General features: G+C 70.6%; 19 protein-coding genes. 8 read left to right on the top strand and 11 right to left on the bottom strand.

Translation table 11 applies throughout. The features are described from left to right. Positions 1-370: 370 nt before the first annotated feature. Positions 371-2689 carry a glycoside hydrolase family 6 protein gene (locus LCN96_RS57290; protein WP_318528342.1) on the top strand — a complete coding sequence of 773 codons (2319 nt, stop codon included), beginning with the start codon at positions 371-373 and terminating at the stop codon, positions 2687-2689. Between the two features lie 125 nt (positions 2690-2814). Here the strand turns inward: LCN96_RS57290 and LCN96_RS54635 are convergent, their stop codons facing one another. The 5 genes from LCN96_RS54635 to LCN96_RS54655 all read right to left on the bottom strand — a co-directional run bounded on the left by LCN96_RS54635 (position 2815) and on the right by LCN96_RS54655 (position 7075). Continuing rightward, positions 2815-3216 (bottom strand): DnaJ family domain-containing protein, encoded by a 402-nt coding sequence (locus LCN96_RS54635; protein WP_225270258.1) that lies wholly within the window; start codon positions 3214-3216, stop codon positions 2815-2817. Positions 3217-3230: 14 nt separating this feature from the next. Next, on the bottom strand, positions 3231-4130 hold the full coding sequence (gene folP, locus LCN96_RS54640; protein ID WP_225270259.1) for a dihydropteroate synthase: 900 nt from the start codon (positions 4128-4130) through the stop codon (positions 3231-3233). An 85-nt stretch (positions 4131-4215) separates the two neighbouring features. After that, on the bottom strand, positions 4216-4650 hold the full coding sequence (locus tag LCN96_RS54645; RefSeq protein ID WP_263657422.1) for an ATP-binding protein: 435 nt from the start codon (positions 4648-4650) through the stop codon (positions 4216-4218). Positions 4651-4790: 140 nt separating this feature from the next. Beyond that, positions 4791-5840: an NAD-dependent epimerase/dehydratase family protein gene (locus tag LCN96_RS54650; protein WP_225270261.1), complete on the bottom strand. Its 1050-nt coding sequence runs from the start codon at positions 5838-5840 to the stop codon at positions 4791-4793. 53 nt (positions 5841-5893) lie between these two features. Next, on the bottom strand, positions 5894-7075 hold the full coding sequence (locus tag LCN96_RS54655; protein WP_225270262.1) for a zinc-dependent alcohol dehydrogenase: 1182 nt from the start codon (positions 7073-7075) through the stop codon (positions 5894-5896). Positions 7076-7115: 40 nt separating this feature from the next. On the opposite strand from LCN96_RS54655, the gene LCN96_RS54660 reads away from it, so the two are divergent. Continuing rightward, positions 7116-7394: a hypothetical protein gene (locus LCN96_RS54660; RefSeq protein ID WP_225270263.1), complete on the top strand. Its 279-nt coding sequence runs from the start codon at positions 7116-7118 to the stop codon at positions 7392-7394. A 79-nt stretch (positions 7395-7473) separates the two neighbouring features. After that, the gene (locus LCN96_RS54665) at positions 7474-8832 is read left to right on the top strand and encodes a carbohydrate-binding protein (RefSeq protein ID WP_225270264.1); all 1359 of its coding nucleotides are present in this window, start codon (positions 7474-7476) and stop codon (positions 8830-8832) included. On the opposite strand, the gene ispG is transcribed toward LCN96_RS54665, so the two are convergent. Continuing rightward, positions 8829-9974, bottom strand: coding sequence for a flavodoxin-dependent (E)-4-hydroxy-3-methylbut-2-enyl-diphosphate synthase (ispG, locus tag LCN96_RS54670; protein ID WP_225270265.1), 1146 nt, complete (start codon positions 9972-9974; stop codon positions 8829-8831). The two genes, LCN96_RS54665 and ispG, sit on opposite strands and share 4 nt — an antisense overlap. Further along, on the bottom strand, positions 9962-11710 hold the full coding sequence (locus LCN96_RS54675) for a 1-deoxy-D-xylulose-5-phosphate synthase (RefSeq protein WP_225270266.1): 1749 nt from the start codon (positions 11708-11710) through the stop codon (positions 9962-9964). Before LCN96_RS54675 ends, ispG begins: the two co-directional genes overlap by 13 nt. 123 nt (positions 11711-11833) lie before the next feature. Here LCN96_RS54675 and LCN96_RS54680 point away from each other — a divergent pair, with 123 nt between their 5' ends. The 4 genes from LCN96_RS54680 (at position 11834) to LCN96_RS54695 (ending at position 17644) form a co-directional block, all read left to right on the top strand. Then, positions 11834-12883, top strand: a complete 1050-nt coding sequence (locus LCN96_RS54680) for a polyprenyl synthetase family protein (RefSeq protein ID WP_225270267.1) — start codon at positions 11834-11836, stop codon at positions 12881-12883. A 15-nt stretch (positions 12884-12898) separates the two neighbouring features. After that, entirely contained in the window at positions 12899-13840 is a 942-nt protein-coding gene (locus LCN96_RS54685; RefSeq protein WP_225270268.1) for a 4-hydroxy-3-methylbut-2-enyl diphosphate reductase, read from the top strand. A gap of 30 nt (positions 13841-13870) precedes the next feature. Continuing rightward, positions 13871-15292: a family 2B encapsulin nanocompartment shell protein gene (locus tag LCN96_RS54690; RefSeq protein WP_225270269.1), complete on the top strand. Its 1422-nt coding sequence runs from the start codon at positions 13871-13873 to the stop codon at positions 15290-15292. 111 nt (positions 15293-15403) lie between these two features. Further along, positions 15404-17644 (top strand): terpene synthase family protein, encoded by a 2241-nt coding sequence (locus LCN96_RS54695; protein WP_225270270.1) that lies wholly within the window; start codon positions 15404-15406, stop codon positions 17642-17644. On the opposite strand, the gene LCN96_RS54700 is transcribed toward LCN96_RS54695, so the two are convergent. Beyond that, positions 17568-17912, bottom strand: coding sequence for an STAS domain-containing protein (locus tag LCN96_RS54700; protein WP_225270271.1), 345 nt, complete (start codon positions 17910-17912; stop codon positions 17568-17570). The two genes, LCN96_RS54695 and LCN96_RS54700, sit on opposite strands and share 77 nt — an antisense overlap. 427 nt (positions 17913-18339) lie before the next feature. Here LCN96_RS54700 and LCN96_RS54705 point away from each other — a divergent pair, with 427 nt between their 5' ends. After that, positions 18340-18858, top strand: a complete 519-nt coding sequence (locus tag LCN96_RS54705) for a C40 family peptidase (protein ID WP_225270272.1) — start codon at positions 18340-18342, stop codon at positions 18856-18858. 148 nt (positions 18859-19006) lie between these two features. Here the strand turns inward: LCN96_RS54705 and LCN96_RS54710 are convergent, their stop codons facing one another. The 3 genes from LCN96_RS54710 to LCN96_RS54720 form a co-directional block, all read right to left on the bottom strand. Then, complete coding sequence (locus tag LCN96_RS54710; protein WP_225270273.1) at positions 19007-19309, bottom strand: hypothetical protein; 303 nt, start codon at positions 19307-19309, stop codon at positions 19007-19009. Positions 19310-19785: 476 nt separating this feature from the next. Further along, on the bottom strand, positions 19786-20088 hold the full coding sequence (locus LCN96_RS54715; RefSeq protein WP_225270274.1) for a hypothetical protein: 303 nt from the start codon (positions 20086-20088) through the stop codon (positions 19786-19788). 276 nt (positions 20089-20364) lie between these two features. Next, positions 20365-20667 (bottom strand): hypothetical protein, encoded by a 303-nt coding sequence (locus LCN96_RS54720; protein ID WP_225270275.1) that lies wholly within the window; start codon positions 20665-20667, stop codon positions 20365-20367. Positions 20668-20690: the final 23 nt, after the last annotated feature.

The following is a 20690-nucleotide window of genomic DNA, read 5'->3' on the forward strand; positions in this document are numbered from 1 at the left end:
GGGTCGTGGCCACAGCGAGGCGTTTCGATAAGCGGGTCAACAGAAGGGGAGGTCTGTACTTCACGAGGTCTCCATGGGAGTAGGGGTGTGGGAGCGCTCCCAAAGTGGATTGTGGGTGCCCTCCGGCGTATGTCAACGGAATGGCGTCGCGGTAACCCTCGTGTTTCCTCTCACCAGGCTGCCCGGGATGAAAGTTTCATCCTCGTTCCGGGGCATTCAACGAGCATGCGGGGCGGTGGACACCTTCCCGGCGGGGGGCCTCTGTACACGGCTCCGATGGCGACACACCATGGGAGCGCTCCCAGCCATCTAGCACTGGAGATGATCGCTCGTGAGACTCCACCGCGGCCTTCGCAAATGGGCCGTGACCATGACCGCCGCGAGTGTCGCGGCCTTAGGGCTCGTCGTCGGCCAGACCTCGGCCGCGAACGCCGCCGTCGCCTGCGACGTGACCTACACAGCCAACTCGTGGACGAGCAGCCCTGGTCAGGGCGGATTCACCGCGAGCATCACGTTGAAGAACACCGGTGACCCGCTGACCTCGTGGTCGCTGGCCTTCGACTATCCCACGACCACCCAGAAGTACACCCCGACCGGCTGGGGCGCCAACTGGAGCCAGTCCGGCACCCGCGTGACCGGCACCAACATGCCCTACAACGGCAACCTGGCCACCGGCGCGTCCGTCTCCATCGGCTTCAACGGCACCTGGTCCGGCACCAACCCGAACCCGGAGTCGTTCTCCGTCAACAACACCACCTGTGGCGGCACCGGCCCGACCACCCCCTCGGTGGTCACCTCCTCCAGCGCTGTCGCGGTCAACGAGGGCGGCACCGCCACCTTCACCGCCCGCCTCTCCTCCGCGCCCACCTCGAACGTCACCGTCACCACCGCCCGTACCAGCGGTGACACGGACCTGACCGTCGGCTCCGGCGCCTCGCTCACCTTCACCCCGAGCAACTGGAGCACCCCGCAGACCGTCACCCTGGCCGCCGCCCAGGACGCCGACACCACCGCGGGCACCGCCGCCTTCAGCGTCGGCGGCACCGGCGTCACCGGAGTCACGGTCAACGCCACCGAGGTGGACGACGACGCCACCGTCGAGCAGTCGATCGTGGTGACGCCGACCTCGGTCACCGTCCCCGAGGGCTCGACCGGCACGTTCACCGCGCGCCTGGCCGCCCAGCCCAGCTCCAGCGTGACCGTCACCACGACGGCGGGCAGCGGTGACAGCAACCTCACCGTCAGCTCCGGCGCCTCGCTGACCTTCACCACGTCGAACTGGAACACCCCGCAGACGGTCACCCTGGCCGCCGCGCAGGACACCGACACGACGAACGGCAGCCGCACCTTCACCGTCGCCTCCACCGGCCTGACCTCGCGTACGGTCACCGCCACCGAGGCCGACGACGACGGCGGCCCCAACCCCACCCACGTCGAGAACCCGTACGCCGGCGCGACCGGCTACGTGAACCCGAACTGGAGCGCCAAGGCCGCGGCCGAGCCCGGCGGCTCGGCGGTCGCCAACACCTCCACCGCCGTATGGCTGGACCGCATCGCCGCCATCGCCGGCTCCTCCTCCGCGATGAGCCTGCGCGCCCACCTCGACGAGGCCGTCAGGCAGGACGCCGCCAACGGCTCCGCGCCGCTGACCATCCAGATCGTCATCTACAACCTGCCCAACCGCGACTGCTCGGCCCTGGCCTCCAACGGCGAGCTGCTCATCGCGCAGGACGGGTTCAACCGCTACAAGAGCGAGTACATCGACCCGATCGCGGCCATCATGCGCGACTCCGCGTACGCCAACCTGCGCATCGTCACGATCATCGAGCCGGACTCGCTGCCGAACCTCGTCACCAACATCAACTCCTTCGAGAAGTGCCGTGAGGCCAACGGCGCCGGCGGCTACCGCGACGGCGTCCGGTACGCGCTCAACCAGCTGCACGCCATCCCGAACGTCTACACCTACATCGACGCCGCCCACCACGCCTGGCTGGGCTGGGACTCGAACTTCCAGCCGTCGGTGAACCTCTTCTACGAGACCGTCGCCGGCGCCACCGCCGGGGTGGACAGCGTGGACGGCTTCATCGTCAACACCGCCAACTACTCGGCCACGACCGAGCCGCACTTCACCATCAACACCACCGTCCCGCCGAACAACACCTCGATCCGTCAGTCCAAGTGGGTGGACTGGAACTGGTACGTGGACGAGCAGAGCTTCGCCATCGCCCTGCGCAACGCGCTCATCGCCAAGGGCTTCCGCTCCGGGCTGGGCATGCTGATCGACACCTCGCGCAACGGCTGGGGCGGCAGCGCCCGCCCGAGCGGGCCGAGCACCTCGACCAACGTGGACGAGTTCGTCAACCAGTCGCGCGTCGACCGGCGCATCCACGCCGGCAACTGGTGCAACCAGAGCGGCGCCGGCATGGGCACCCGCCCGACCGCCAGCCCGGCCGCCGGCTTGGACGCCTACGTCTGGATCAAGCCTCCGGGCGAGTCCGACGGCGCCAGCCGCGACATCCCGAACGACGAGGGCAAGAAGTTCGACCGGATGTGCGACCCGACGTACACCGGCAACAGCCTCAACGGCAACAACATGTCGGGCGCCAAGGCCGACGCGCCGCTGTCGGGCCAGTGGTTCTCCGCGCAGTTCAGGGAGCTCCTGGCCAACGCCTACCCGCCCATCAACTGATTGGACCCGGCCGATCGGGGACCCGCCTGACCCGGGCCCCCGACCGGCTGGAGGGACCCGCCTGACCCGGGTCCCTCAGCTACCGGAGGGGGTCCGGGCAGCGTGCCCGGGCCCCCTTCCCGTGCTCACCGGCGCGCCTGGCGCCACTCCGAGACGATCCGCTCCACGTCGAAGGGCACCAGGTTGAGCGGCGGGCCGGGCAGCCCCGTGCGGATCGCCTTCCTGATCCGCTCGTTGATCTCCTCGACGATCCGCCGCGCCTCGGTCTCCGAGCGCGCCCCGCGCGCCTGGGCCAGCGCCTCCTCGGCGTCCTTGCGCAACGCCAGCGTGGGCGGCAGCGGCATGGAGAGCCCCTCGCTCTCGACCTTCTGCTTGATCCACCACATCTCGTCGAGGGGCCGCCCCTCCCCGGGCAGCGGCTTGCCCTTGCCGGGCAGATCCTCGAACGCCCCGCGCTCCTCGGCCTCCCTGATCTGCCGGTCGATCCAGCTCTCGAACGGCATCCCGACCGGCTTGCGTTCGGTCACCTGCGCACTCCTCCTCACGCCAGGTTGTGACTGGGCGCCACGGGGCCGCGCCACCCCAGCACGGCCTCGGTCATCCGCACGGACGCGACCGTCGCGGCCACGTCGTGCACCCGCAGGATGCGGGCCCCCTTGAGGATGGAGACCACGTTCGCGGCGATCGTGCCCTCCTTCCGCTCACCCTGGGGGCGGTCGAGCGTCTCCCCGATGAAGTCCTTGTTGGACAGCGCCACCAGCGTCGGATAGCCGATGGCGGTGATCTCCTCCAGCCGCCGCGTCAGCTCCAGGGAGTGAAAGGTGTTCTTGTTCAGGTCGTGCCCGGGGTCGATGATGATCCGGTCGGCGGCTATTCCGGCGTCGAGCGCGGCCGCGACCCGCTCGCGCAGGAAGCCGGCCACCTCGCCGACCACGTCGGCGTAGCTGGGCCGGAAGACCCGCCGCCCGGGCCCGCCGAGGCTGTGGGTGACGACGACGCAGGCGCCCGTGCCTGCCGCGACCTCGGCCATGCCGGGCTCGCGCAGCCCGTTGGTGTCGTTGATGACGTCGGCGCCGGCCTCGACGGCCGCCGCGGCCACCTCGGGCCGGTGGGTGTCGACGGAGATCACCGCGTCGGTGGCGGCCCTGACCCTGGCGATGACCGGGACCACCCGGTCGATCTCCTCGGCCACCCCGATCCGCGCCTGCGCGGCGCTGAAGGCGAAGCCGCCGATGTCGACCCAGTCGGCCCCCTCGGCCACGGCCTTCGTGGCCGCCGTCACCGCACTGTCGAGCTCGAAGGTGCGGCCCTGGTCGTGGAAGGAGTTGGGTGTCCTGTTGACGATGGCCATGACGGCGACCTGGCGCTCGAAGTCGAACTCGCGCCGTCCGATGCGCCGGACAGGAGAGATGATCCCCGGGGAAAGCTGCTCGCCGCTCACAGATCGAGCCTACCCGGCGGCGCGGACGCGGGCCCGGCCCGAAGCCGACCCGGAGCCGGCGCGGAGCCGGTGGTGCAGCCGCAGGTCAGGCGGTGAAGCCGCCGAACGGGCGGCCGCCGGGCGCGGTGACCCTGATCCGCCTCATGTGGCCGCGGGAGTTCAGGCCGGACCGGCGCGGTAACCGCATGGTGAGCAGGACGGTGGTGCCGCTGGGGCCGGTGCGGAAGTCGGCCGCGTCGCACAGGCGCCGGATGAGGTAGATGCCCCGCCCCGTGTAGGAGGAGTCGGATGGACGCTTGCCCCCGTTGACGTACGCCTCCGGGATGCCCGCCCCCCGGTCGCTCGTCTCGGAGCAGATGATGCCGTCGACCGTGTAGAGCTTGAAGCGCCCCCACCCGCCCGCGTGCTCGACCGCGTTGACCACGCTCTCGTGGACGGCCAGGACGAAGTCGTCCAGCCGGGGGCCCTGCAACCCGCAGGTCTCGGCGTGCTCGGCGACGACGTGGCGCAGCTTGCTCACGTCTTGGAGGGTGAAAGTCTGTGCGATCAAGGTACGCATGCGCTCCTCCGTGTCGTTCGATCGACACGCAGGCCGCGCTTCAGGACCTCGCGTGGTCATTCCTCTTCCCCGGCTCGCGGAACTTACACACGGTCATCTCATTACGGACGTCCGCCAATCCCCGTCGCGAGCTCGCGAACGCGCGCGACCGGTCCGGCGTCGGGCGCCAGCGGCGCGGTCTCCATCCCCGCACCGTCGTGCAACCCGTCGAACAGCTCCCGCATGGCCTCCTCGGAGGAGTGCCGCGGTTTCCAGCCCAGCACTTCACGCGCCCGGTCCGTCTTCATGACCGGAACGCGCAACGCCAGCTCCAGCAGCCCCGGCGCCGCCGGGATGAGCCGCAGGTGCCAGCCCGCCGCCACGGCCGCGGTGGCCAGGCCGCGCGGGATCCGCACCGTGCGCGTGTCCAGCATCCTGGCCAGGTCGTGGGGGTCGAGCACCGGCTCGGCGGCGATGTTGAAGGCGCCGCTGACGGGTCTGGTGACGGCCAGCCGGTACGCCTGCGCCGCGTCCTCGGCGTGCAGCGCCTGCAGCCGCAGCCCGGGGATGTCCGGCACGAACGGGATCCGGCCCGCCTTGACCAGTCGCCGCGGCAGCAGCGGCCCGGCGAACAGCCTGCGCTGCTCGGTGGCCGCCGCGCGCTGGAAGATGAAGCCGGGCCGCATGCGGACCACGCGGATGTTCGGGTGGTCGTGCTCGAAGACGTCGAGCACCCGCTCCACGTACGCCTTCTCCCGCCCGTACGCGGCGCCCGGCCAGCCGTGCGTGGGCCAGCTCTCGTCCACCGGCCGGTCCTTGGGCCCCGGGGAGTACGCCCCCACGGAGGAGGCGTGCACCAGCGCGGGCACCCCGGCCTCGGCGGCGGCGCGGAAGACCCGCATGCTGCCGAGCACGTTGGCCCGCCAGGTCACGGCGGGGTCCCTGGTGGGCTGGAACAGCCACGCCAGGTGCACCACCGCGTCCGCGCCGTCGAAGATCCGCGTCAGGTCGGCGGTCGCGACGTCGGCCTGCCGCCAGTCGGTGCGGTCGATCCGCCACCCGGGCAACCGGCGGGCGAGCCCGACGATCGAGGACACCTGGTCGTCCGCGGCCAGTGCGCGTACCACGCTGGTGCCGACATTCCCGGTAGCTCCCACCACAACGACTCTCATGCTGTGCACCGCTGCCCTCCCGGTGGCCGGCGAAACCCTGTGAGCTGCGGAATTCAGGGCTGGAGCAGCACCTTCACGGCGCCGTCCGCCTTCTTCTGGAACATCTCGTACGCCTGCGGCGCCTGCTCCAGCGGCAGCCGATGGGTCGTCAGGTCCATGACGCCGAGCGGGTCGGCGTCGTCGGTCACCAGCGGCATGAGCGCCGGGATCCACCGCTTGACGTGGGCCTGGCCCATGCGCAGCGAGATGCCCTTGTCGAACATGCGCAACATCGGCAGCGGGTCGGTCATACCGCCGTACACGCCGATGATCGAGATGACACCGCCGCGCCGGACGGAGTCGATGGCCTGGTTCAGCGCCGCCAGCCGGTCCACGCCCGCGTTCGACATGAGCGGCGCGGAGATCGCGTCGGGCAGCAGCCCGGTCAGCGTCTGGGCGAGCTTGGCCGCGGGCGAGCCGTGGGCCTCCATGCCGACGGCGTCGATGACGGAGTCGGTGCCGCGCCCGGAGGTGCGCTCCCTGATCTCGTCGGGCACGTTGTGCACGTCGCTGGCGTCGATGACCTCGATGCCGTGGCGGCGGGCCAGCTCCAGGCGGGTGCTGATGCCGTCCACGCCGATCACGCGGTGGCCGAGGTGGCGCGCGATGCGGGCGCACATCTGGCCGATGGGGCCGAGCCCGAAGACGGTCACGCTGCCGCCGTCGGGGATCTCCGCGTACGCGACGGCCTGCCAGGAGGTGGGCAGCACGTCCGACAGGTACAGGAACCGCTCGTCCGGCGGCCCGTCGGGGACCCTGATCGGGCCGAACTGGGCCTCGGGCACCCGCAGGTACTCGGCCTGCCCGCCGGGCACCCGGCCGTAGAGCCTGGTGTAGCCGAACAGGGCGGCGCCCATGCCCTGCTCGCGGACCTGGGTGGTCTCGCACTGCGCGTACAGCTCCATGCCGCACATGTGGCAGTGGCCGCACGCGATGTTGAACGGGATGACCACGCGGTCGCCGCGCTTGAGGTTCGGGACGCCCGCTCCGACCTCCTCCACGACGCCCATGGGCTCGTGCCCGAGGATGTCGCCCTCGGCCATGAACGGCCCGAGCACCTCGTACAGGTGCAGGTCGGAGCCGCAGATCCCGGTGCTGGTCACCCTGATGATGGCATCGTTGGCCTCCTTGATGACCGGGTCGGGAACCTCCTCGACCCGTACGTCGCGTTTGCCGTGCCAGGTGACTGCTCTCATGACTGCCGCATACCCGAGCACACCGCCCTAAACTGCGCGCATGGCACGCACAGAGCCCACGCCGCTCACACCTGACGAGATGGCCAGATTCCTTCCGGCCATGACCGACTGGCTGGCCAGGGAACTGCTCGAAAAAGGCTCCGTACGCCTGGCCGCCCTCGACACCGCCGGCAGCCAGCGCAACTTCCAGGAGGTCGCCGGCCGGGTGAGCACGCTGCTCGGCCGGCGGGTGATCACCGTGACCAGCAGCCACGGGATGACGTTCGAGTTCGCCGACGAACAACTGCCTGACCAGGAGCGATCCCCCATAACACCGTGATAGGTGTTTTTTGACACGACCACTCCTCGTATCGGGTCCCGTACGGTGACGGCACCCCCCAAGTACGAGGAGAGTCACCATGCTCCCCAGGAAGACCCTGACGGCCGGCATCGCCTTGGCGGCCGTCGCCCTGATCACCGTCCCCGCCGTGGCCTACGCCGCGCGGCAGGACGACTCGCTCTTCGAGGCGGCGCGGGCAAGCGCGTCCGTCGCGGCCGATCCCCCTCCCGGTCTCGTGGACGCGCTCGCCCGCGACCTCGGCGTCACCGGCGAGCAGGCCGAGCAGCGGCTGCTGAACGAGGCCGCCGCGGCCGAGGCCGAGCCCGCGCTGCGGGCAATGCTGGGCCCGGCGTACGCCGGCACCTGGGTGACCGGCCCCACCGCCACCCCGGTCGCCGCCACCACCGACCCGTCGAAGGCGGCCGGCATCACGGCCGCCGGCGTCCAGGCCCGCGTGGTCACCCGCTCCCTCGACCAGCTCGACGGGGCCAAGGCCGCCCTCGACCGGGCCGCCGCCGAGGCTCCGCGCACCGCGCCCGTCTGGTACGTGGACGTCGTGGAGAACACCGTGGTCGTGCTGACCTCCACCCCCGCCAAGGCCGCCGCCTGGGTGCGCGCCAGCGGCGCCGACGCCTCCGCCGTGCGGGTGGTGCGCTCGGCCGAGCAGCCGCGGCCGTACTACGACGTGCGCGGCGGCGACGCCTACTACATCGGCTCCGGCTCACGCTGCTCGGTCGGCTTCTCGGTGACGCGGGCAGGCTCCCAGGGCGGCTTCGTGACCGCCGGGCACTGCGGCAGCACCGGCGCCACCACCACGGGCTCCAACCGGGTGGCGCAGGGCACGTTCCACGGCTCGTCCTTCCCCGGCAACGACTACGCCTGGGTGGAGGTCAACACGCAGTGGACCCCCGTCGGCGTGGTGAACGGCTACAGCGCCGGCATCCTGCCCGTGCGCGGCTCGACCGTGGCCCAGCCCGGCTCGTCGATCTGCCGCTCGGGCTCCACCACGCAGTGGCGCTGCGGGTCGGTGCAGCAGCTCAACACCAGCGTCACCTACCCGCAGGGCACGGTCAGCGGCGTCACCAGGACCAGCGTGTGCGCCGAGCCCGGCGACTCGGGCGGCTCGTTCATCTCCGGTGACCAGGCCCAGGGTGTCACGTCGGGCGGCTCGGGCAACTGCAGCTCCGGCGGGACGACGTACTTCCAGCCGGTCAACGAGATCCTCTCGACGTACGGGCTGACCCTGGCCACCCAGGGCGGCGGGCCCTCGCCCACCGTCACGCCGACGAACCCGGGCGGCACCTGGGCGCCGAACACGGCGTACGCCACCGGCGCCACCGTCACCTACGGCGGGGCGACCTACCGATGCCTGCAGGGTCACACCTCGCAGACCGGCTGGGAGCCGCCGAACGTGCCCGCGCTCTGGCAGCGGGTCTAACCGGAACCCCCGGGCCGGAGAGCCCCCTCCCCGGCCCGGGACTCCCGCTCCTCCGCCAGCCGCATGGCCTCCTCGACCAGCGTCTCCACGATCCGCGACTCGGGCACGGTCTTGACCACCTCGCCCTTGACGAAGATCTGGCCCTTGCCGTTGCCCGAGGCCACGCCCAGATCCGCCTCGCGGGCCTCGCCCGGCCCGTTGACCACGCAGCCCATGACGGCCACCCGCAGCGGATGCGGGAACCCGTCGAGAGCCGCCGTCACCCGGTCGGTCAGCGTGTAGACGTCCACCTGGGCCCGCCCGCACGACGGGCAGGAGACGATCTCCAGCCGCCGCTCGCGCAGCCCGAGCGACTCCAGGATGCCGATGCCGACCTTGACCTCCTCCACGGGAGGCGCGGACAGCGACACCCTGATCGTGTCGCCGATCCCCTCGTCGAGCAGCACCCCGAAGGCCACCGCCGACTTGACCGTGCCCTGCATGAGCGGCCCCGCCTCGGTCACGCCCAGGTGCAGCGGGTAGTCGCAGCGCGTGGCCAGCAGCCGGTAGGCGGCCACCATCACCTGCGGGTCGTGGTGCTTGACCGAGATCTTGATGTCTCGGAAGCCGTGCTCCTCGAACAGCGAGCACTCCCACAGCGCCGACTCCACCAGCGCCTCCGGCGTGGCCCTGCCGTGCTTCTGAAGCAGGCGCGGGTCGAGCGAGCCGGCGTTGACGCCGATGCGGATCGGCACGCCGGCGCCGGCCGCCGCCCTGGCGATCTCGCCCACCTTGTCGTCGAACCTCTTGATGTTGCCCGGGTTGACCCGCACCGCCGCGCACCCGGCCTCGATCGCGGCGAAGACGTACTTGGGCTGGAAGTGGATGTCGGCGACGACCGGGATCTGCGACCGCCGCGCGATGCCGGGCAGCGCGTCGGCGTCGTCCTGCGACGGCACCGCCACCCTGACGATCTGGCAGCCGGCCGCCGTCAGCTCGGCGATCTGCTGCAACGTGGCGTTGACGTCGGCCGTGACCGTGGTGGTCATCGACTGCACCGACACGGGGGCGTCGCCGCCCACCGGCACGCCGCCGACCATGACCTGACGGCAGGCCCGGCGGCGACGGCGGACGGACGGCAGGCCCAGCTCTACAGCGGCCATCTGTTCAGCTCCTTCCTGATGGCGTACGCGATGCCCTGGCCGGTCAGCCCGGCCTCGGCGAGCAGCTCCGAGCGGCTGCCCTGGCCGATGAACGCGCAGGGCAGCCCCAGGTTGAGCACGTGCTGGCCCGGCGCGCAGACCTGCCGCAGCAGAGCGCCGGCCCCCGAGGCGGCGATGCCGTCCTCGACCGTGACCACCAGCCGGCTGCCGCAGACGGCCTTGCGCAGATCGGCGGTGACCGGGATGACCCAGCGCGGATCGACCACGGTCACGCCGAGGCCCGCGGCCGACAACATGGCGGCGGCGCTCAGGCACGGCTCGGCCATCGGCCCGATGGCCACGAGCAGCACGTCCTGCCCGCTGGAGGAGAGCACGTCGACGTCGCCGATGCTGCCCGCGGGCGGGATCTCCGCGCCGGACGCCGCCTTGGGGAAGCGCAGGGCGGTGGGCCCGGCGTACTCGACGGCCTCCTCCAGCAGCTCCGACAGCCGCACCGCGTCACGCGGCGCGGCCACCCGCATGCCGGGCACGATGGCCAGCGTCGCCAGGTCCCACATGCCGTGGTGGCTGGGCCCGTCGGGGCCGGTGATGCCGGCCCGGTCGAGCACCAGGGTGACCGGCAGCCGGTGCAGCGCCACGTCCATCAGCACCTGGTCGACGGCGCGGTTGAGGAACGTGGCGTAGACGGCGACCACGGGGTGCAGCCCGCTCATGGCCAGGCCGGCGGCCGAGGCCAGGGCGTGCTGCTCGGCGATGCCCACGTCGAACACGCGCTCGGGGAAGCGCCTACCGAACTCGGCCAGCCCCGTCGGCCCCGGCATGGCGGCGGTGATGGCGACCACGTCGCGGCGCCGCTCGCCGAGCGCGCACAGGTGGCGGGCGAAGGCGTGCGTCCAGGTGCTCGTGCGCGGCGACACCGGCCGCCCGGTGGCCGGGTCGGTCACCGGGATGGCGTGCAGGTGCTCGTCGAGGTCGCGCTCGGCGGGCTCGTAGCCGTGCCCCTTGCGGGTCAGGCAGTGCACCACCACCGGCGCGCGCAGCTCGCGGGCCGCGTGCATGGCCTGCTCCAGCGCCTCGATGTCGTGCCCGTCCACGGGGCCGAGGTAGCGCAGCCCGAGGCTCTCGAAGACGGAGACGCCCGGGCCGGCGCGCAGCCGCCCGAGGTGGTCGGCGCAGCCGCCGATCGTCGGCGCGTAGGAGCGGCCGTTGTCGTTGAGCACCACGACGACCGGCCGGTCACGGGCGGCGCCCAGGTTGTTGAGCGCCTCCCAGGCGACGCCGCCGGTCAGCGCGCCGTCGCCGACCACGGCGACCACCGCCCGCACGTCGCCGCCGGCGAGCCTGCGGGCCTTGGCCATGCCGTCGGCGTAGGACAGCGCGGTGGAGGCGTGCGAGCTGGCCAGGTGGTCGTGAGGCGACTCCTCCCTGCTGGGATAGCCGCTCAATCCGCCACGGCAGCGCAGCGTGTCGAAGCCGTCGCGGCGGCCGGTGAGGATCTTGTGCACGTACGCCTGGTGGCCGGTGTCGAACACGATCACGTCGTCGGGCGAGTCGAACACCCGGTGCAGCGCGATCGTGATCTCCACGATGCCGAGGTTGGAGCCCAGGTGCCCGCCCGTGGCGCTCACCTTGTCGATCAAGAAGTCACGGATCTCGCGGGCCAGCCCGGGAAGCAGCTCGGCGGGCAGGGACCGCAGGTCATCGGGGTTGGAGACAGAGGGCAGCAGAGTCTTCATGACATCCCCAGACAGTGGGACTGCTGTGGCAAAAGAAAGCTTGAGCCGCAAAAGACACTTTACACGCTCCGTATTCAATGAGTAACTAGGGGTAGTGACGGACTGACAGAAGGAGCCGTGCGTATGCCGGTGGGCTTCACTCAGCACTCCCTTGGTTCACGGATTGACCGGCGGCTGAGCGGGTTCCTCGACTCGTGGCGGAATCCCGTCTCCGACCCGGGCGTGGAAGCCGCGTACGACTTGCTGGCCGAGTTCATCCTCGGCGGCGGCAAACGGGTGCGCCCGCAGTTGTGCTACTGGGGCTGGCGCGGCGCCGGCGGCGACGACTGTGAGGAGATCATCAGCGCCGCCGCAGCCCTGGAGCTGTGTCACGCCGGCCTGCTCATCCACGACGACATCATGGACGGCAGCCTCCTGCGCCGCGGGCAGGCCACCGTCCACCGGAGTCTGACGGACCTGCACCAGGGGCCGGGCGCGGAGGCGTTCGGGCGGGCGGGCGGCATCCTGCTCGGCACGCTCAGCCTGGCCTGGTCCGACGCGCTGCTGTCGTCGTGCGGGGTGGAGGCGCCGCGGCTGCGCGCCGCCCACCACCTGTTCGACGCCATGCGCACGGAGGTGATCAGTGGCCAGTACCTCGACGTCCTGGCCCAGCTCCGTGCGGGCGCGACCGAGGCCGAGGCGCTGACGGTGATCCGTTACAAGAGTGCCAAGTACACCGTCGAGCGGCCGCTGCAGATCGGTGGCGCCCTGGCCGGCGCCCCGCTGGAGCTGCTCGACGCGTACTCCAGGTTCGGGGTGCCGCTGGGTGAGGCGTTCCAGCTCCGTGACGACGTGCTGGGCACGTTCGGCTCGTCGGCGGAGACCGGCAAGTCGGCCCTGGACGACCTGCGCGAGGGCAAGCAGACCGTGATGTACGCCTACGCCGTGCAGCACGCCGCACCCGCGCAGCTCCAGCACCTCAGGGCCTGGCACGGCAATCCGGAGCTGACCGAGGAGCGCGCCGCCGAGGTGCGGCAGATCCTCACCGACACCGGAGCGCTGGCACGGGTCGAGGAAATGATCGATGAACGCGTGCGCGAGGCCATGTCCGCCCTGGCCGCGGCCGAGCTGAAGCCCGAGGCCGCCGCCGTCCTGGCCACCATGGCCGACCAGCTCGCGCACCGCACCAAGTGAGAGGCGTCTTCCACCATGGGACAGGTACTACTCGCGGCTCCGCGCGGCTACTGCGCGGGCGTCGAACGCGCGATCATCACGGTGGAGGAGGCGCTCAGGCGCTTCGGCTCCCCTGTCTACGTGCGCAAGCAGATCGTCCACAACACGTTCGTGGTCGACGACCTGAGCCGGCGCGGCGCGGTCTTCGTCGAGGAGCTCGACGAGGTCCCCGACGGCGCGCTCGTCGTCTTCTCCGCCCACGGCGTCTCGCCGGCGGTCAAGCAGGAGGCGGCCAGGCGCGGGCTGCGCACCATCGACGCCACCTGCCCGCTGGTGACGAAGGTGCACAAGGAGGCCGTGCGGATGGCCGAGTCGGGCTACGAGATCGTGCTCATCGGCCACGCCGAGCACGAGGAGGTCGAGGGCACGCTCGGCGAGGCCCCCGACCGCATCCACGTCGTGGACCCCGCCAGGCCGGACGAGCTGAAGGCCGGCGGCGCGCAGCCGATGAGCTGGCTGTCGCAGACCACGCTGGCCGTGGACGAGACCCTCCAGGCCGTCGAGCGGCTGCGCGAGCGCTTCCCCGGCCTGATCGACCCGCCCAGCGACGACATCTGCTACGCCAGCCAGAACCGCCAGGAGGCAATCACCAGCATCGCGCCGCGATGCGAGCTGGTCATCGTCGTCGGCTCCGCCAACTCCTCCAACTCCCAGCGGCTGGTGGACGTCGCGCTGGCCGCGGGCGCGGGCGCGGCCTACCTCGTCGACCGGGCCTCGCACGCCGACGAGCGCTGGCTCGACGGCGTGCGCACGGTCGGCGTGAGCTCCGGCGCCTCCGTGCCGGAGGGGCTGGTCGCCGAGTTACTCGACTGGCTGGCCGCCCGCGGGTTCGCCGACGTGGAGCCCGTGACCCTGACGGAGGAGACCCTCACCTTCTCCCTCCCGCTCGAACTCCGATCCAACCGCAAGACGGGCTAACGCCCACACCGAGATTGGTGGTGCAGCACGATGACCGAAACGACCCACTCGACCGCGCCCGAAAACGGAAACGGCCATGGCAACGGGCAGCTCAGCCTCAGTACCGATGCCGCCAAGCAGCTCGCGACGACCACCAAGACTCCGCCGCAGATGCAGGAGATCACCACCCGCTGGCTGCTGAAGCTGCTGCCGTGGGTGCAGTGCTCCGGCGGTGTGTTCCGGGTGAACCGGCGGCTGACGTACACCCTTGGTGATGGCCGGATCACCTTCACCACCACGGGCGCGGAGGTGCGGGTCATCCCCGCCGAGCTGACGGAGCTGCCGATGTTGCGCGGCTTCGACGACATGGAGGTGCTCGAAGCCCTGGCCGACCGTTTCACCCAGCGGGAGGTGGAGCCGGATGAGGAGATCGTCGCCGAGGGCGGCCAGGTGGACCAGCTCGTGCTCATCGCCCACGGCCGCGTGGCCAAGGTGGGGCGCGGCGCGTACGGCGACGAGCAGAGCCTGGGCGTGCTGGCCGACGGCGACTACCTGGGAGAGCAGACGCTGGTGCAGGGCGGCCGGTTCGAGTACAGCGCGCGGGCCAAGACCGTGACCACCGTGCTCACGCTCTCCCGCCAGGACTTCGAGCAGATCGCCGAGCAGGCGCCCGCGCTGCGCGAGCACATCGAGTCCTGGCGCACCAGCGGCGACCGCGACCAGAACGACTACGGCGAGGCGGCCATCAACATGTCGTCCGGCCACGTCGGCGAGGCCGTGCTGCCCGGCACGTTCGTGGACTACGAGCAGGCCCCGCGCGAGTACGAGCTGAGCGTCGCCCAGACCGTGCTGCGCGTGCACAGCCGGGTCTCCGACCTGTACAACCAGCCGATGAGCCAGCTCGACCAGCAGCTCCGCCTCACGGTCGAGGCCCTGCGCGAGCGCCAGGAGCACGAGCTGATCAACAACAAGGAGTTCGGCCTCCTGCACAACGCCGACTTCAGCCAGCGCATCCGCACCCGCTCCGGCCCGCCCACCCCCGACGACCTGGACGACCTGCTGTCCACCGTGTGGAAGGAGCCCACGTTCTTCCTGGCGCACCCGCAGGGCATCGCCGCGTTCGGCCGCGAGTGCAGCAAGCGCGGCATCTACCCGCAGTCCACCGAGGTCGGCGGGCACCGGGTGCCGGCCTGGCGCGGCGTGCCGATCTTCCCCTGCAACAAGATCCCGGTCTCCGGCACGCGCACCACGTCGTTCATGCTGATGCGGACCGGACAGGAGAACCAGGGCGTCGTCGGCCTGCACCAGACCGGCATCCCCGACGAGTACCAGCCCGGCCTGTCGGTCCGGTTCATGAACATCAACGAGCGGGCCGTCATCTCCTACCTGGTCAGCGCCTACTACTCGGCCGCCGTGCTGGTGCCGGACGCGCTCGGGGTGCTGGAGGACGTCGAGCTCGGCCGGAACGGCTGACCTGACGCCCCCTCACGTCCGTCCGGCCCCACCCGGCGACCCGAACGTGCGGGCCGGACGGCGGGCGCCGTCTCCTGGGCAACGTCGAGGTACACAGGTAAGGGAGGGCAGATGTCCCAGCCGTTCGAACTGCCGGACTTCTATGTTCCGTACCCCGCCCGGCTCAACCCCCATCTGGAGCAGGCTCGCGCGCACTCCAGGCAGTGGGCGCGCGACATGGGCATGCTCGAAGGCTCCGGCGTCTGGGAGGAGGCCGACCTCGACGCCCACGACTACCCGCTGATGTGCGCCTACACCCATCCTGACTGCGACGCGGTGGAGCTCGGCCTGATCACCGACTGGTACGTCTGGGTCTTCTTCTTCGACGACCACTTTCTCGAAGTGTTCAAACGCACCGGCGATCTGCGGGGCGGGAAGGAGTACCTGGGCCGGCTGGCCCGCTTCATGCCGATGGGCGCCGACCTGACCGTGCCGGAGCCCGTCAACCCGGTCGAGGCCGGCCTGGCCGACCTGTGGCCGCGCACGGTGCCCGGCATGTCCCTGGACTGGCGGAGCCGCTTCGCGCAGAGCACGCGCAACCTGCTGAACGAATCTCTCTGGGAGCTGGCCAACATCAACAGCGGCCGGGTGGCGAACCCGGTCGAGTACATCGAGATGCGCCGCAAGGTCGGCGGCGCCCCCTGGTCGGCCGGGCTGGTGGAGCACGCGGTGCGTGCCGAGGTGCCGGCCGTGCTGACGGCCACCCGGCCGCTGCGGGTGCTGCGCGACTCCTTCTCCGACGCGGTGCACCTGCGCAACGACCTGTTCTCCTACCAGCGGGAGGTGCGCGACGAGGGCGAGCTGAGCAACGGGGTGCTGGTGCTGGAGAAGTTCCTCGGCTGCACCACGCAGGAGGCGGCCGACGCGGTCAACGACCTGCTGACCTCGCGGCTGCAGCAGTTCGAGCACACGGCGGTCTTCGAGCTGGGCCCGCTGTTCGCCGAGCACGCCGTCGATCCGCTGAGCGCCGCCGACGTGCTGGCCTACGTCAAGGGGCTGCAGGACTGGCAGTCGGGCGGGCACGAGTGGCACCTGCGCTCCAGCCGCTACATGAACGAGCGGGCCAGGGCCACCCGGCCGCTCGGCATGTCGGCGCTGGTGAACGTGGTGGGGGCCAAGCGGCTGCGGAACGTCGCGCACGTGCCGTACCAGCGGGTGGGGCCGTCGGTGATCCCCGAGCTGTGCGTGCCGTTCGAGCTGCGGCTCTCCCCGCACCTGGACGCGGCCCGGCGCGACGTCGTGGCCTGGTGCGCGGCGATGGGCATGCTGGAGCCGCAGAACGGGGTGGCCGGCTCGGCCGTGTGGGACGAGGCCAAGCTGATCGACATCGACCTGCCGCTGTGCGCGGCCGGCCTGCATCCCGACGCCTCACCGGAGGAGCTGAACCTGGCCTCCCGCTGGCTGGCCTGGGGGACGTACGGCGACGACTACTTCCCCGTCGTGTTCGGCCGGTCGGGGAACCTGTCGGCGGCCAAGGTGACGGTGGACAGGTTCGGGCTGTTCATGCCGCTCGACGGCACTCCCCCGCCGCCTCCCGCGACCGCGCTGGAGCGGGGGCTGGCGGACGTGTGGGCGCGGACCGCCGCGCCGATGCCGCCCGAGGCCCGGGCCAGGCTGCGCGCGGCGGTCGAGGAGATGTGCGCGAGCTGGCTGTGGGAGCTGGCCGGCGAGATCGCGCATCACGTCCCCGACCCGGTCGACTACATGGAGATGCGCCGGGCCACCTTCGGCTCCCAGCTCACGATGAGCCTGTGCCGGCTGCGGCACTCCAAGGGCACCCCGGAGGAGTTCTACGCCAGCGGGCCCGTGGTGGCGCTGGAGAACGCGATGATGGACGCCGGGGCGCTGGTCAACGACGTGTTCTCCTACCAGAAGGAGATCGAGTTCGACGGCGAGGTGCACAACTGCGTGCTGGTGGTGCAGACCTTCTTCGGCTGCGACTACCCGGCGGCGCTCGGCATCGTCAGGGATCTGCAGGAGTCGCGGGTGCGGCAGTTCCAGCACCTCGTCGAGCACGAGCTGCCGGTCGTCTGCGACGACTTCGCCCTCGACGCGGCGGCGCGGCGCGACGTGGACGCGTACGTGACCGAGCTGCGCGACTGGCTGGCCGGGATACTCAACTGGCACCGCGGCTGCTCGCGCTACGACGAGCCGACGCTGCTGCGGCACCACGCCCCGGCCCGGTGGCGGCTGGGCGGGCCCAGCGGCCTGGGCACCTCGGCCGCCCTGATCGGCGCTACAGGGGTGCGTGCCGGCACCTGGGCTGGTAGAACCAGCCCATCATGCGCAGCAGTCTCCGCTGGTACGGCGTGACGTTGTGCAGCCGGATCCAGCGTTGTGAGGCGGGCACGGTGGGCATGACGAGCACGCGCAGCCCCGAGACGTCGATGAAACGCAGCTCGCCGGTGTCGACCACGAGGTAGCCGCCCGGGCTCCGGCAGCCGGCCAGCGTGCTGGCCAGCGCGGCGCTGTTGGTGGCGTCGATCTCGCCGATGAGCAGGATCGCCTGCTCCGGCGGCGCCGCCGACGTCAAGATGGTCAGCTGCTCGTCCTGGTAGAGCAGCCGGTCCTGGACGTTCACGCTCCTCGCACCCCCCAACACGCGCTCTGGGGGTCGTCTTGCCGAACGGGATGACCGCCGGCACGCGCCGGCGGTTTGACCCGAATCCAGGCTACACGACACAGGTTTGACGAGGTTATTTTCGTAGGAAAATGACCGATTTTTCGGACAATCCTGAACATCTCGCTCAGCCTGCCGCGGCCGGGCGCCGGTAAGCCCGGAGAGCGCGTGGCGGAGGCGGGCTTACCGTGGATCTCCCGAGATCCGGCCGACCCCATTCGCATGCCATCACTCGCCGCCAAAAAGGACGAAATATCCGCTTATTGTGCGAGCCGCCCAATGGCGTTTTGTCGCAATAGAAGCGAGAAAAGGACGCAGATAAGACAACTGCGTACAGGTCGGCGGTCATGCCCCCGGACGCCGCGCGAAACGGGAGCGCTGATGTGTCATGAAACGGAAAGCCATCCGCCAGGCGACAGTGGCGGTGTGCGTCATCGCGTGCCTGGGATCAGGGGCTTATGGGGCGCCTGCCAGGGCGTCCGCCTCGGGGAGCATCGCTCTCAGGGCCGCGCTGGAGATGATCGGGGTGCCCTACTCGTGGGGCGGAGGCGGGGTGCACGGGCCCGGCTACGGCATCGGGCGGGGCGCCAGGACCAGGGGATTCGACTGCTCCGGCCTGGCCGAGTACGCCTACGCGCGGGCCGGGATCCTCATCGGCTCGACCACGACGGAGCAGTGGCGCACGGGCGTCCGGGTGCCGGAGGAGCTGCTGGAGCCGGGGGATCTGGTCTTCTTCGACAGCGACCGCAAGCGGCCGGGGCCGGAGCACGTGGGGCTGGCACTGGACGGCGAGCGGATGGTGCACGCGCCCTACACCGGCGCGCTGGTGCGCATCGACCCGCTGGACAGGCCGGACCTGCTGGGTGTGGTGCGCCAGGACCTCGGCCGCGGCGATGCGCAGGGGTGAGTGCTGTCTGCCGTGCTGTCTGCCGTGCGCCCCTCGGGCGTTGCCCGCCCGAGGGGCGCACGGCCGGCCGAACGCTCCGGTGTCCGGGAACCGCGCGCCGTGGTCTCGCGAGTCACCACGGCCGCTCATCCCGTGAACCGGATGCGAGCTACTCGGCCTTGGCCTGGCCGTTCTCGATCTCGGTGTCCTTGTTGTGGTCGCCGACGGAAGGCTGGTTGTTGTTCAGCAGCTGGACGTCGACCTCGTCGAGGATGTTGATGATCTCGACCTCGAGGTCGTTGACCGAGTGGTTCAGCACGTTGTTCAGCGCGTCGTCGATGATTTGGAACTGGGACAGCAGGGCCTGGCCCTTGTTGCTCGGGTTGGGGCCGACGTCGGCGGACGCGGCGGAGGCGGAGAACCCGAAAGCGGCGGCCGCGACAGCGGCACCGGCCAGAATACGACGGATCATTGTTTGCTTTCCTCCATGGATCGGCGCTGGAGTACCGGCGCCGTGTTCATACGTGCAGAGCTGTGAGGTGCCGCTGTCAACGATCGTGGCGGACATCGGAGATGGCAAACTCGAAATGCCCTCATGGAGGTCAAGGAGGCGCTTGGATTCTTTGGCACTGGATTTCGGCGACCGGAGAAGTCGTCGTTGAGTATCGGTGTCCGTGGATATCGGCGTCCGTGTCACTCACGAATTTCCCGGCCGGCCCGGCGCAAGGCTGGAAGCGTCTGCCGTACGTCCTCAGACGGACCTTCACCCGGTCACGCTGAGGACGTACGGCCCCCGAACGCTTCAGTGCCCCGAAAGCCGCTCCGTGGCCTCGCGAGTCTCCACGATCAAGTTTCTTTCGTGCACCTGGGGAGAGAGAGGAGGGCGGTTGGCCACGCGGCCCGCTTCGGTGCGGTGCCGCCGCGCCTCCCCCGTCTCGAGCCCGAGACCTACTCGGACTTGGCGAAACCGTTCTCGATCTCGGTGTCCTTGTTGGCGTCGCCGACCGAGGGCTGGTTGTTGTTCAGCGCCTGGACGTTGACCTCGTCGAGGATGTTGATGATCTCGACCTCGAGGTCGTTCAGCGAGTGGTTGGCAACGTCGTTCAGGATGTCGTCGATGATCTGGAACTGGCTCAGGATGGCCTGGCCGCCGTTGTACGGGTTGGGGCCGACGTCGGCGGACGCGGCGGTCGCGGAGAACCCGAATGCGGCGGCCGCGATAGCGGCACCGGCCAGAATACGACGGATCATGATTGCTTTCCTCCATGGATCGGCGCGGAATTCCGGCGCCATAGTCGTTCGTGCAGGGCTGTGAGGTGCCGCCAATAACAATTGCGGCGGGCGGCGGAGCCCGCAACCCAGAAAGGCCTCATGGAGGTCAAGAAGACACCTCGATTTTTTGGTGACGGTGCTTAAGTCTTTCCATGGCCTCGCGGATCGCACCGCCGGCTCTTTCGCATACGCGGGCAGGAGGGGGCCGGGCCTCGGGGCCCGGCCGCCCTCCTCCGTCCGTGGACGCTCCCGGACCTACTCGGCGCTGGCCAGGCCGTTCTCGATCTCGGTGTCCTTGTTGTGGTTGCCGACCGTGGGCTGGTTGTTGTTCAGCAGCGGGACGTTGACCTCGTCCAGGATGTTGATGATCTGGACCTCGATGTCGTTGGCCGAGTGGTTCAGCACGTGGTTCAGCGCATCGTCGATGATCTGGAACTGGCTGATGATGTTCGCGCCCTCGTTGCGCACGTTGGGGCCGACGTCGGCGGACGCGGCGGTCGCGGAGAACCCGAAGGCGGCGGCCGCGATAGCGGCACCGGCCAGAATACGACGGATCATGGTTGCTTTCCTCCGTGGATCGG

The sequence above is a fragment of the Nonomuraea gerenzanensis genome, assembly GCF_020215645.1.
Classification (GTDB): domain Bacteria; phylum Actinomycetota; class Actinomycetes; order Streptosporangiales; family Streptosporangiaceae; genus Nonomuraea; species Nonomuraea gerenzanensis.